Source organism: Glaciimonas immobilis, assembly GCF_011947285.1.
In the GTDB taxonomy this organism is placed as follows: domain Bacteria; phylum Pseudomonadota; class Gammaproteobacteria; order Burkholderiales; family Burkholderiaceae_D; genus Glaciimonas; species Glaciimonas immobilis.
Genome location: NZ_JAAOZT010000004.1, coordinates 21,073 through 34,797 on the forward strand (window position 1 = coordinate 21,073; position 13,725 = coordinate 34,797).

Genomic DNA, 13,725 nt, shown 5'->3' on the forward strand with positions numbered 1-13,725 from the left:
ACTGCCGACGCAGACAGCACCTAACTGCGGCAGGGAAAGCACAACGCCGCTTGGGCGATTTTGCATAAGTCCGGCAACGAACAACCAACTGTATAACGACGATAAAGCGCATGAATCCATCACGTCAGTTTATTCTCCGACCTGTCGCCACCACCTTAATGATGGTCGCCATCTTTTTGGTCGGTATCGTCGCCTACAAACAATTACCGCTATCGGCATTGCCGGAAGTCGACTATCCGACTATTCAGGTAGTGACGCTCTATCCGGGCGCTAGCCCCGACGTGATGACTTCTTCGGTAACAGCACCGCTGGAGCGCCAGTTTGGTCAAATGCCGGGCCTTAACCAGATGTCCTCCACCAGTTCGGGTGGCGCATCGGTCATCACGTTACAGTTTGGTCTTGCGCTGAGCCTGGATATTGCCGAGCAGGAAGTACAGGCGGCGATTAATGCCGCTAGTAACTTACTTCCCTCAGACCTGCCAACACCGCCGATCTACAATAAGGTCAACCCGGCAGATACCCCCATTCTTTCGCTGGCCATTACTTCAAAAACGCTGCCGTTACCTAAAGTACAGGATCTGATCGATACCCGTCTGGCGCAGAAGATATCGCAAGTGCCCGGCGTTGGCTTGGTCAGCCTTTCAGGCGGTCAGCGTCCTGCCGTGCGGCTGCAACTCAACCCTCGCGCGGTTGCTGCCCTTGGACTCAATCTGGATGACATTCGGACTGCCATTGGCAATGCCAACGTCAATCAGGCAAAAGGGAGCTTCGACGGCCCGGCGCAGGCCTCAACCATTGATGCCAATGACCAGCTATCGTCCGCTGATGAATACCGTAATCTGATTATTGCCTATAAAAAGGGCGCGCCGATTCGGGTTTCCGACATTGGCGATGTGGTTGATGGTGCGGAAAATATTCGACTGGCTGCGTGGGCTAATAATGCGCCGGCGGTCATTTTAAACATTCAGCGTCAGCCCGGCGCCAACGTTATCGGCGTGGTCGATAGCATCAAAAAAATTCTGCCAAGTTTGCAAGAGAATTTGCCCGGTGCCATCGATGTCAAAATTTTGACTGACCGCACCACCACCATCCGAGCCTCGGTCAATGATGTAGAGTTTGAATTGATACTGGCGGTGATTTTGGTCGTGATGGTGATTTTTGTTTTTTTGCGCAATGTGCCGGCAACCATCATTCCAAGCGTCGCGGTGCCGTTATCATTGGTCGGTACCTTCGGCATTATGTATCTGGCTGGATTTTCGATCAATAACCTGACGCTGATGGCGTTGACTATCGCGACCGGTTTTGTGGTCGATGATGCGATTGTGATGATCGAGAATATTTCCCGTTATATCGAACAAGGCATGAAACCGCTCCAGGCCGCTTTGAAAGGTGCGGAGCAGATCGGCTTCACCATTATTTCCCTGACCTTCTCCCTGATCGCCGTATTGATACCGTTGCTATTCATGGGCGATGTTGTGGGTCGCTTGTTCCGTGAATTCGCCATTACGCTGGCGGTCGCTATTCTGATCTCCGCGTTTATCTCACTGACGCTCACCCCGATGATGTGCGCCAAATTGCTACGTCATACACCGGAAGCGGAACAAAGCTGGTTCTATCGTAAAAGCGGTGCCTTTTTTGACAATATTATTGCCCGTTACGGCAAAGCGTTAGAGTGGGTTCTTAAACACCAAAACGCCACATTGGTGGGAGCGGTGGGCACGCTGGCATTAACCGTTGTGCTGTACATTTTTATACCAAAAGGGTTTTTCCCGATTCAGGATACCGGCGTCATTCAGGGTATTTCCGAGGCGGGGCAGTCCGTCTCCTTCAGCGCCATGGCAGAACGCCAGCAAGCGCTGGCAAAAGTGGTACTGGAAGACCCGGCAGTAGAAAGTCTGTCCTCATTCATTGGCGTAGACGGTATCAATACAACGCTCAACAGCGGACGCATACTGATCAATCTTAAGCCACACGATATGCGCAGTGTCAGCGCCTCCGATGTCATTCGGCGTTTGCAGCCAAAGTTGGCACGCGACGTTCCTGGCATGACCTTATACATGCAGCCGGTGCAGGATCTGACCATTGAAGACAGCGTCAGCCGCACGCAATATCAGTTCAGCGTAGAAGATGCTGACGGTACCGAACTAACCAAGTGGGTGCCCAAACTCATCGATAAGTTAAAGGAATTGCCTATGCTGGCCGACGTCGCCAGCAACCAGCAAGATATGGGCTTGCAAGCCTATATTGAGATTGACCGTAACGCGGCGTCGCGCCTGGGTTTAACTACTGCGGCGATCGATAACGCTTTGTACAATTCATTTGGACAACGTCTGATCTCGACCATTTATACGCAATCCAATCAATATCGCGTGGTGATGGAAGTGCAGCCCGCGTTTCAAAAAGGCCCGGCGGCACTCGATAGCATCTTTCTGGTTGCAGCCAACGGTAATCATGTGCCCTTGTCCAGTATCGCTACCGTCAGCGAGCGTAACGCGCCGCTGGTTGTGAACCACATTGGTCAGTTCCCAGCCACGACCATCTCGTTTAATCTGGCCCCGGGAGCGTCGCTCGGTGCAGCGGTAACTGCCATTCGTGCTGCCGAAAAGGAGATTGGTTTGCCGGTCAGTATTCAAACACGCTTTCAAGGTGCGGCACTGGCGTTCCAGGCATCGTTAAGCAACACGCTTTGGCTCATTCTGGCTGCAATCATCACGATGTATATTGTGCTGGGCGTGTTGTATGAGAGCTATATCCATCCGATCACCATTTTGTCCACTCTGCCGTCCGCGGGGGTTGGGGCGCTGTTGTCATTGATGATTTCTGGTAACGATCTCGGAATTATTGGCATCATCGGTATCATTTTGCTCATCGGTATCGTGAAGAAGAACGCGATTATGATGATTGACTTTGCGCTCGATGCTGAGCGAAATGAAGGCTTGTCGCCACGCGATGCCATTTTTCAAGCCTGTCTGCTACGCTTCCGTCCAATTTTAATGACGACGATGGCAGCGTTGCTTGGCGCTTTACCGTTGATGCTCGGCACCGGCGTTGGCGCAGAACTTCGCCAGCCGCTGGGTATTACAATGGTTGGCGGGTTGCTGGTCTCTCAGGTATTGACGTTGTTCACGACGCCAGTTATTTATCTTGCGTTCGACAGGGTCTCGCGGCGCTTCAAAAAGCGCTTCGGCAAAACAGATGGCGACTCTCAGGATAATGATCCGGATTTCCGACCATCGATTGATCCGGTACGGCCATGATGCGTTATGTGCGGATCAAACCCGCCAAGCCCGCTGAACCTATGATGCTGATCCTATGAACATTTCGCTCCCCTTTATCCAGCGTCCCATCGCCACCACTCTGCTGACGATCGGGATTGCCTTGGCTGGGTTGGTGGCGTTCCGGCTATTGCCGGTATCGCCTTTGCCACAGGTCGACTTCCCTACGATTTCTATCTCGGCGTCGATGCCCGGTGCCAGCCCGGAAACCATGGCGGCCACGGTAGCGACCCCGCTTGAGCGTGCCCTCGGATCCATTGCGGGGGTCACGGAAATGACCTCCTCAAGCTCACTTAGTTCGAGCCGTATAACCTTGCAATTCGATTTAAGTCGGGATATCGATGGCGCGGCGCGTGATGTACAGGCAGCGTTAAACGCCGCGCGCAATCTGTTGCCAACCGGCATGCCAGGTAGTCCGACGTATCGCAAAGTCAATCCCGCCGATGCGCCGGTCATGATCCTGGCGCTGACTTCGGACAGCATGACGCAAGGACAAATGTACGATGCCGCCGACACAATACTGGCGCAAAAATTATCGCAGGTGCAAGGTATCGGCAGCGTCAGCGTGGGCGGCAGTTCACAACCCGCAGTAAGGATAGAACTCAACCCCACTGCCCTCAATAAATATGGCATCGGTAGCGCAGACGTTCGCACTGCGGTGGCTGCAACCAACGCCAATCGTCCGAAAGGGATACTGGAAGACGGTGACCGTAACTGGCAGATTTATGCTAACGACCAGGCCCGGACCGCCGCAGAATATATGCCGCTGGTGGTGTCCTACCGCAACGGCGCGCCGATTCGCGTACAAGACGTTGCGACTGTTAAAGATTCTGTTTCCGATCTGCGCAATTCTGGTTCTTCTAATGGAAAACCAGCAGTTTTGGTCGTCCTGAGCCGCCAGCCAGGAGCGAATATTATTGAAACCGTCGATAACGTGCGCGCTTTGCTACCCCAGTTGCGGGCCTCCATTCCCGCTGCCATCAATTTAAAGGTGGCGATAGACCGCACCCCAACTATTCGTGCGTCGTTGCGCGATACCGAGCACACTCTGTTGATGTCGATTGGACTCGTCATCATGGTGGTATTTATGTTTTTACGGAATGCACGCGCTGCGTTGATTCCGACGGTGGCAGTGCCTATCTCGCTGATTGGTACTTTCGGGATTATGTATATGCTGGGCTACAGCCTGGACAATTTATCCCTGATGGCGCTGACTATTGCTACCGGCTTCGTCGTCGATGACGCGATTGTTGTACTGGAGAACGTCTCCCGGCATGTAGAAGAGGGTATGAAGCCGTACGATGCTGCCATTAAAGGTGCGCGTGAAGTCGGCTTTACCGTGCTATCGATGAGCATCTCGCTGATTGCAGTCTTCATTCCTATTCTGCTAATGGGGGGAATTGTCGGTCGCCTGTTCCGTGAGTTCGCGGTCACGTTATCTGCGGCTATTCTGGTCTCTCTGGTGGTGTCATTGACGACCACGCCGATGATGTGTGCACGCTTGTTAAAATACGAACCAAATCGCAAGCAAGGACGATTTTTTACGGCCATCGAACGTATTTTTGATGGCATGCTGAATGGCTACAAGCGCTCTCTAACCTGGGCATTACGCTTTGGACCACTCATGATATTGATTCTGGTAGGGACGATTGCGCTCAACATTCACCTATACAAGATCATTCCCAAGGGTTTTTTCCCGCAACAGGACACCGGGCGCATGATTGGTGGAATTCAAGGGGATCAGGCGATCTCGTTTCAAGCCATGAAAATTAAACTCGATACTTTTGTCGCTATCGTTCAAAAAGATCCCGCCGTTGAAAACGTGATTGCTTTTACGGGCGGCAGTCGTCGCAATAGCGGTGTCATGTTCATCACCCTCAAACCTCTTGCAGAACGCAAAATCTCTGCCGATCAGGTGATTGCACGCTTGCGCGGAAAGCTCAGTCACGTGCCTGGCGCGAACTTGTTTTTGCAATCGGTACAAGACATCCGTGTCGGTGGTCGATCCAGCGATGCGCAATATCAATACACGCTGCAATCAGACGACATCAACCAATTACGCCTATGGGAGCCTAAAATACGTGCTGCCTTCGATGCGTTACCAGAACTTGCGGACGTCAACACCGATCAAAATGATAAAGGCTTGCAAACCTCAGTGGTCATTGACCGCGAGACCGCGATCAGAAGTGGTGTAACCCCGCAATTAATCGACTCTTCACTGAGCGATCTGTTTGGACAGCGCCAGATATCGACGATTTACAGTGGCATGAATCAGTATCACGTTGTGATGGAAGCAGCACCCGAATATTGGCAAAGCCCTGAAATATTGAAAAAAACTTACGTGAGCGTCACCCCCGTGAGCAATAATCTGTCTCCCACGACTTCAGCGTTAGGCACCCCGCCTGCCTTGACTGCAAGCGGTAAGCTGGCGTCCAATTCGTCGCTGGCACAAACGCTTTCAACCACCGTTGAATCGCAGATACCGCTATCGTCTTTTTCGACATTCAAAGCGACCAATACCGCGCTATCAGTCAGTCATCAAAGCCAGTTTATTGCCTCGACCATTTCTTTTAACCTGCCGGAGGGGAAATCATTATCCGATGCAACAATCGCCATCAATGGAGCGATGAGTCGGCTTGGTGTGCCGACCTCGGTGCACGGCACCTTTGCGGGCACTGCGAACGTTTTTCAGTCATCGCTCAATAGTCAGCCTCTCCTGATTTTGACAGCGTTGCTCGCGGTTTATATTGTGCTCGGGATATTGTATGAGAGCTATATTCATCCCTTAACTATCCTCTCCACACTACCATCCGCGGGAGTCGGCGCCTTGCTGGCGCTACTGCTCACCAAGACCGATTTTAGCCTGATCGCATTGATCGGCGTTATTCTGCTCATTGGTATCGTCAAGAAAAACGCCATCATGATGATTGATTTCGCGCTCGACGCAGAACGCAACAAAGGGATGTCGCCGCGTGACGCTATCTTTGAAGCTTGCCTGCTGCGCTTCCGCCCGATCATGATGACGACCATGGCTGCGATGCTGGGCGCAATTCCATTAGCGATCGGTCATGGCGAGGGTGCCGAGCTGCGCACGCCGCTGGGTATTTCTATTGTGGGTGGGTTGATCGTGAGTCAACTACTGACGCTCTATACCACGCCCGTTGTGTATCTTTATCTGGACCGTTTTAGTTTATGGTGTAAAACCACATTTAAACGCCGCGATTACGCCGATGATACAGAAAGTACGCATGCTTGAGCACGGTGGTGTCAGCGCTAGCGATTTTCACAATGATAATTTAGGGCGCCACTTTTATGCCTTATAAGCGGACGGAATTAACATGAAACACATCAGTAAATTTGCCCTGGCGGCAACCGTAGCGTTATCCGTGACCTTGCTGAGTGCTTGTGCAGTGGGACCGGATTACGTGCGCCCGACGATGGAAACACCCACCGCTTTCAAAGAATCGAAAGATTGGAAAGTAGCCGAGCCACGCGACCACGAGCTCGGTGACCACTGGTGGGAAGGTTACAACGATCCAATACTCAATGCATTGATCACACAAATTGAGATATCCAATCAGAACCTGGCGCAGGCTGAAGCCAAATATCGCCAGGCGAGTGCGCTAGTGCAACAATCCCGTGCAGCTTATTTTCCGACCGTAGGTGCCAGCCTGTCGGCATCGCGTTCCGGGGGGCGGAGCATTAATAGCCGCACCACAACAACGGCAAGCAGCAATGGTTCCGTATCGACCAGTCATTCACTATCGCTTAACGCTAGTTGGGAAGCGGACCTTTGGGGCAGAATACGCCGTACGGTAGAATCCAATCAAGCCAACGCTCAATTCAGCGCCGCCAATTTGCAAGGTATAAAACTAAGTGCACAATCTGCATTGGCGCAAGATTATTGGCAGTTACGCATACTTGATGCGCAAAAGATCCTGCTGCAGGATACCGTAGCCGCTTATCAAAAATCGTTTCAACTTACCCAGAATCAATATGCTGCAGGCATAGTCTCCCAATCCGACGTCATTCAGGCGCAAACCCAGCTAAAATCGGCGCAAGCCCAGATGATTGATCTTGGTGTACAACGCGCAAAAACCGAACACGCTATCGCCCTCTTGATAGGACAACCGGCATCAACTTTTTACATAGCGCCGGCGCCGCTGGCCGCGATGGTACCCGCAATTCCTGTCGGTGTCCCTTCCGCCCTCCTGGAACGCCGCCCGGATATCAGCGCGGCAGAGCGCCTCGCGGCGGCGGCAAACGCGCAGATTGGCGTTGCCAAAGCGGCTTACTTTCCATCCCTCATCCTGTCGGCTACTGGCGGATTAGAAAGCAATAGTTTTGCGAACTGGTTGAGCTTGCCAAACCGGGTCTGGTCGCTTGGTCCTGCTTTAGCACAAACTATTTTTGACGGCGGTGCGCGCAAGTCGCAGACTGATCAGGCCATTGCCAACTATGACGGTACGGTTGCGGCTTACAAGCAAGCTGTACTGACCAGTTTTCAGGAGGTGGAAGATAATCTGGCGACACTGCGGATATTGGAAGAAGAAGCGCTGGTACAAGATGAAACCGTACAATCAGCGCGTAAATCGGTCTCGCTGATTCTGAATCAATATAAAGCCGGTCTGGTTAACTACACCAGTGTCGCAACCGTCCAGGCTACCGCACTCAGCGCCGAGAATTCTGCTTTGAGTATTCTGAATCGCCGTATGGCCGCCAGTGTGCAATTAATCGCAGCGCTTGGCGGTGGCTGGAACCAGGCCGAGTTGTCGGGGAACGCCGCCCTCAGTCACGCACAACCGGAAAAGGCTTCAGCGGCACAAAACTAAATTGAAAGGGTCGCTTCCGGTTCTGACGCATTATCCTACAATGACTGCGATTGCCGCCCCGGGTAGTCATCGAGTTAACGGCCAGTGCGCTGCCAGCACGCGTGACTGGTATTTCAGCCTATCGTATTTTGACATCGGAGAATGACATGGACCTGCGCAACAGTTGGCAATTATATGCATTGGGATCAGCCTTTTTTGCCGGACTGACGGCAATTTTCGGTAAGTTTGGCGTCACTGGATTGAACTCCAACTTTGCAACATTTATTCGCACTGTCATTATTTTGTTCGTCATTGCCGGCATCGTCACATTGCGTAATGAGTGGCAAAAACCCGCGCTGGTCGCCTCTGCCAACTGGCTCTTTCTGGCGCTGTCCGCCATCGCCACCGGCCTCTCATGGCTGTGTTATTACCACGCGTTACAGATCGGCCCGATCACAAAAGTAGCGCCCATCGACAAACTCAGCGTCGCGTTTGCCATCGTGTTGGGATTACTGTTCGCTGGCGAACAACTCACCTGGCCGGTAGCCATAGGCGGATCGCTCATCGTCGCCGGATCGGTTGTTATTATTGCGTTTTGAGTCAATAATGCGCGTTTAAAGCTTTCTGCTTTTTGTTCATCCTGACATCAGGATCAAGCAATTTTAACCATCTATCGTTTGCCGCCATGAGGGAAGGGTTTTAATCGACCCATTCAAATGCCACTGCAAAATCTACCTACGGCTGTCAGCCGACGCAATGAAACTAAGACTAAAGAAAACGCGCCAGTATTAAGACGAGTACGAAAAATCGTTTTGAAAGCCATCCTCCAAGTGAAATCCGATCACCGCCGACGGAGCGATGCGCTAAGCTGAATAGCGAAGACACCAGTTGACGGAACTGAGGATTGAACGGAAATGTATGGTTGCACGCCGCTTTTTTCATCCCGGTCAGCACTTCCTGGCAAGAGAAAAACAACGGCTGCAAATTGATGGCGATACTGTCATGCGAACTTTTACACTGACGTCTTCAAATTGATACCGCCGCATCGTATAAAGAATAATGCGGCGATCCGAATTGAACGTTATTTCGATAGCGTTCCATCCACGCGCTGCCAGATTGCCAGCGGATTGCTATCCTGAATAGCCGCTGGCAATAACTGCTGCGGTAAGTTTTGATACGATACCGGACGCAGGAAGCGCGCAATTGCCGCACTACCGACGGACGTGCTGCGGCCGTCCGAGGTGGAAGGGAAAGGTCCCCCATGCACCATGGAATAGGATACTTCAACACCGGTCGGAAACCCGTTAGCCAGAATCCGTCCGACTTTACGTTCCAGAATCGGCAACAAAGTACGAACTGCGTCGTAGTCGCCTTCATCCATTTGCAAGGTGGCGGTTAACTGGCCTTCCAGATGCTCTGCAACTTGCCGCATTTCTGCGATATCGACACATGAAACCAGTAATGATGCCGGGCCAAAAATCTCTTCCGACAAATGTGCGTCGGTCAAAAAGTCTTTTGCGCTGGCCGCAAATAATGATGGCGTGCCCTTACAAGCGCCATCCGTTGCAACGCCTTGCCCGAGTTGACGGACTATGCTATTACCGGCAAGACTACTGACGCCTTTTTGATAAGCAGCATGGATTCCGGCGGTCAACATCGTACCTGAGGCGCGCTGGGACAGCTGGTCAGTCGCGAGAGCGGTAAAGCGCTCAAAATCCGTACCGGCCAATCCTAAGACCACGCCCGGATTTGTGCAGAACTGTCCCACACCCATGACGAGCGAATCAACAAAACTTGTCGCCAGCGTATCAGCACGTGCGGATAAAGCAGCTGGCATCAGGAATACCGGATTGATACTGCTCATTTCGGCGTAGACCGGGATCGGTTGCGGGCGTGCGGCAGCGGCAGCCATCAATGCCAGACCGCCTTGGCGAGAACCTGTAAAACCAACCGCCTGAATAGCAGGATGACGGACCAGCGCGGTGCCGAGATCATTGCCTATGCCGGTCAATAAAGAAAATACGCCTTCGGGTAGATTGCACTCAGCTACCGCCTGTTGAATTGCACGACCAACCAATTCCGAGGTACCGGGATGTGCAGGATGCGCCTTCACCACGACAGGGCAACCAGCGGCCAGCGCGGCAGCGGTGTCACCACCGGCGACAGAAAACGCTAGCGGAAAGTTACTGGCACCAAACACAGCAACAGGCCCAAGTGCAATCATGCGCATGCGCAGATCAACCCGTGCAAGCGGCTTGCGATCCGGCAGCGCAGGATCAATCCGCGCATCGGCCCATGAGCCTTCACGCAATACTTCTGCAAATAATTTTAGTTGCCCGACCGTGCGACCGCGTTCACCCTCAAGACGCGCTTGCGGTAAGCCGCTTTCTGCCATGGCGCGTAGAATTAAAGGTTCGCCTAATTCAATGATTTTTTGTGCAATGGTTTCTAAGAAACGCGCGCGTATTTCTGGATCGGTGGCGCGATAGGTATCAAACGCCTGTTGCGCGAGAGAACACGCCTGGGCTATCTGAGTGCTATTTACGGTATGGAAAACGGGTGCGATTTCGGCTCCCGAGACGGGACTAAACGCAGAGAATGCAACGCCTTCGCCGGTAATGCTTTTAGCGCCAATCAGCGCCTGACCTGTAATGTTCAAAATATATCCTTAGCCGATAATGGCAAATTTTAAATATCTGGCAGCAAACTTACAGCGAATGGATCACCGGTTGCGCCAGCGTTTCTAACGCAAGTTTATTGCGTAATGGCGGTCCGAATGCAGCCACGTCGATCTCAAAAGTCTCACCTGCCAGCACTTCAATCCCATCCACGCAGCTTAATGTCGCTGTGCCAAAAAAATGGACATGCACATCGCCCGGACGGCAAAATAAGGGATATTTAAAGTGGTGATATTCAAGGTTTGCAATCGTATGCGACATGTTATCTTCACCGCTCAGAAATGGTTTCTCCCAACGCACCGCACCTGCAGTATCGCGTATCCGCGACATCCCTTGCACATGGGTGGGCAACTCGCCCAGCAATAACGCAGGGCCGAGCGAGCATTGGCGCAACTTCGAATGTGCGAGATACAGATAGTTCTGACGTTCAGTCACGTGGTCCGAGAATTCATTACCAATTGCAAACCCTAAGCGATACGGTGAGCCGTCGGTACCGATCACATACAACGCGGCGATTTCTGGCTCTTCGCCACCGTCCAAAGCGAAGTGGGGCATAGTTAGCGCTTCGCCATTGGCGCGCACAATTGATCCATCGCCTTTATAAAACCATTCTGGTTGCACGCCTAACTCTCCGGCGGCTGGCTTGCCACCATCAAGCCCCATCCGAAACATCTTCATGCTATCGGTCAGGCTGTCGATATCGCTGATTTTTTTATGCATTGCATCGCGACCATCTGCGCTACCCAGATGGGTTAAACCGGTGCCGGTCACAAAACAATGCGCGTCATCCGCATGATCCAGCGGCGGCAGCAATCGGCTTTCGCTCGCTACCGTCGCGTAGTCGACCGTCGTCGTGCCAAGAGCGGCGCTTGCCAGATCCTTTAGCGAGGATTTTTGCGTAATCGCCGCCTGCGCCAGGGCGAAGGTAGTCTCGTAACCGTCAATCAGACGAATATCACGATTGTCGTTCTCCAGCACACCGATACGGCGGCTGTTATCGGGTTGCTTCAATTGAACTAGTAACATGGCAATTCCATTTTTTTAATGCGATTTTATGTTGGTCGATGCGCGTCGATACCAACTTATATTCCGTACAGATCGCGCCGCTGATCGCTCACGTTCACGCGCTTGATTTATACGATTGTTAATGCGAATGCTTCGGCACCGCAGAACCGCGGCAACCGACCAGAAAGTCAAAGTCGCAGCCTTCATCGGCTTGCAACACCCGGTCGATGTAAAGCTGTTGATAGCCACCCTTCATAGTCGGCGCATTGGTGTCAACTGCGGCTGCACGGGCGGTCTGGCGTTGTGCCATTTCTACATCACTGATATCGAGATGCAAGCGGCCCGCGTGACAGTCGAGTTCAATCCAGTCGCCATCCTGAACGATGCCCAGTGGGCCGCCAGCGGCCGCTTCCGGTGCCACGTGCAGGACTACTGTGCCATAAGCTGTGCCACTCATTCTTGCGTCAGAAATGCGCACCATGTCTTTAATGCCTTGCGCCAACAGTTTTGGTGGAAGACCCATATTACCGACTTCAGCCATGCCCGGATAACCTTTAGGACCACAGTTTTTCATCACCAGCACCGAACTTGCGTCGACGTCCAGATCAGGATCATTGATGCGGGTTTTGTAATGATCAAAGTCTTCAAAAACCACCGCACGACCACGATGCTGCATCAGTTCTGGCGACGCAGCGGATGGCTTCAATACCGCACCGCGCGGTGCCAGATTGCCACGCAAAATGCAAATGCCGCCGTCGGCGATCAACGGGTTATCCAGCGTACGGATAACCTCATCGTTATACACCGGCGCGCTTAAGGTATTCTCCCAGATACTTTTACCGTTGACGGTCAACGCATCCTTGTGCGGCAACAGATTGCCGTCACCAAGTCGGCGCAAGACCCCGGGCAAACCACCTGCGTAGTAGAACTCCTCCATCAAGAAGCGACCGGAGGGCTGCAAGTCAACAATCGTCGGCGTACCGCGGCCAATGTTGGTCCAATCCTCTAACTCAAGATTGACGCCTATGCGTCCGGCAATCGCCTTCAAATGGATGACGGCGTTGGTCGATCCGCCAATGGCGGCGTTGACTCGAATCGCGTTTTCAAAAGCCGCACGTGTCAAAATTTTAGACAAACGCAGATCTTCCCACACCATCTCTACGATCCGCATCCCCGACATATGCGCGAGGACGTAACGGCGTGCGTCCACCGCAGGGATCGCCGCATTATGCGGCAGAGATGTCCCCAATGCTTCCGCCATGCAAGCCATCGTGGAGGCGGTCCCCATGGTGTTGCAGGTACCGGCAGAGCGCGACATACCGGCTTCTGCAGACATGAATTCATGCATTGAAATCTGTCCGGCTTTGACGGCTTCGCTGAGTTGCCACACTGCAGTGCCGGAGCCGATATCCTTGCCGTTGTGTTTGCCGTTAAGCATTGGACCACCGGTAACAACAATCGCCGGGATGTCACAGCTTGCCGCACCCATCAACAACGCTGGCGTGGTCTTGTCGCAGCCGACCAGTAACACCACCGCATCCATCGGGTTGCCACGGATCGATTCTTCTACGTCGATACTGGCCAGATTGCGCGTCAACATCGCAGTTGGGCGCAGGTTGGATTCACCACTGGAGAATACCGGGAACTCGACCGGAAAACCGCCAGCCTCTAAAATACCGGCTTTAACGTGTTCAGCAATCTTGCGAAAATGGGCGTTACATGGCGTCAGTTCGGACCATGTATTGCAAATCCCGATCATGGGCTTACCCTGAAATTCATGATCGGGAATACCCTGATTTTTCATCCAGCTACGATACATGAAACCGTTTTTGTCATTGCTGCCAAACCATTCAGCAGAACGTAGTGGGCGTTTTTTGTCGATAGTCATCGTTGGCTTTCTTTTGAAAGATGAGCAGCGTCCCCCGGACTATCATAATCCGGGTTACCTGACACGTA

The 13,725-nt window shown here is 52.6% G+C and carries 7 protein-coding genes; 4 read left to right on the forward strand and 3 right to left on the reverse strand.

Going from position 1 to position 13,725, the window contains the following annotated elements; genetic code table 11:
* The first annotated feature begins 110 nt into the window (after positions 1–110).
* The 4 genes from HAV38_RS08155 to HAV38_RS08170 all read left to right on the forward strand — a co-directional run bounded on the left by HAV38_RS08155 (position 111) and on the right by HAV38_RS08170 (position 8,685).
* Positions 111–3,257: an MdtB/MuxB family multidrug efflux RND transporter permease subunit gene (locus HAV38_RS08155; protein ID WP_168054276.1), complete on the forward strand. Its 3,147-nt coding sequence runs from the start codon at positions 111–113 to the stop codon at positions 3,255–3,257.
* Positions 3,258–3,312: 55 nt separating this feature from the next.
* Positions 3,313–6,531 carry an efflux RND transporter permease subunit gene (locus HAV38_RS08160; RefSeq protein WP_168054278.1) on the forward strand — a complete coding sequence of 1,073 codons (3,219 nt, stop codon included), beginning with the start codon at positions 3,313–3,315 and terminating at the stop codon, positions 6,529–6,531.
* Positions 6,532–6,613: 82 nt separating this feature from the next.
* A complete protein-coding gene (locus HAV38_RS08165; protein ID WP_168054280.1) occupies positions 6,614–8,107 on the forward strand; it encodes an efflux transporter outer membrane subunit in 1,494 nt (497 codons plus the stop codon).
* A 50-nt stretch (positions 8,108–8,157) separates the two neighbouring features.
* Positions 8,158–8,685 (forward strand): EamA family transporter, encoded by a 528-nt coding sequence (locus tag HAV38_RS08170; protein ID WP_245182271.1) that lies wholly within the window; start codon positions 8,158–8,160, stop codon positions 8,683–8,685.
* Between the two features lie 482 nt (positions 8,686–9,167).
* Here the strand turns inward: HAV38_RS08170 and HAV38_RS08175 are convergent, their stop codons facing one another.
* The 3 genes from HAV38_RS08175 to HAV38_RS08185 form a co-directional block, all read right to left on the reverse strand.
* Positions 9,168–10,745, reverse strand: coding sequence for an aldehyde dehydrogenase (NADP(+)) (locus tag HAV38_RS08175; protein ID WP_168054282.1), 1,578 nt, complete (start codon positions 10,743–10,745; stop codon positions 9,168–9,170).
* A gap of 49 nt (positions 10,746–10,794) precedes the next feature.
* The gene (araD1, locus tag HAV38_RS08180) at positions 10,795–11,790 is read right to left on the reverse strand and encodes an AraD1 family protein (protein ID WP_168054284.1); all 996 of its coding nucleotides are present in this window, start codon (positions 11,788–11,790) and stop codon (positions 10,795–10,797) included.
* A 118-nt stretch (positions 11,791–11,908) separates the two neighbouring features.
* The gene (locus HAV38_RS08185) at positions 11,909–13,657 is read right to left on the reverse strand and encodes an IlvD/Edd family dehydratase (protein ID WP_168054286.1); all 1,749 of its coding nucleotides are present in this window, start codon (positions 13,655–13,657) and stop codon (positions 11,909–11,911) included.
* Positions 13,658–13,725: the final 68 nt, after the last annotated feature.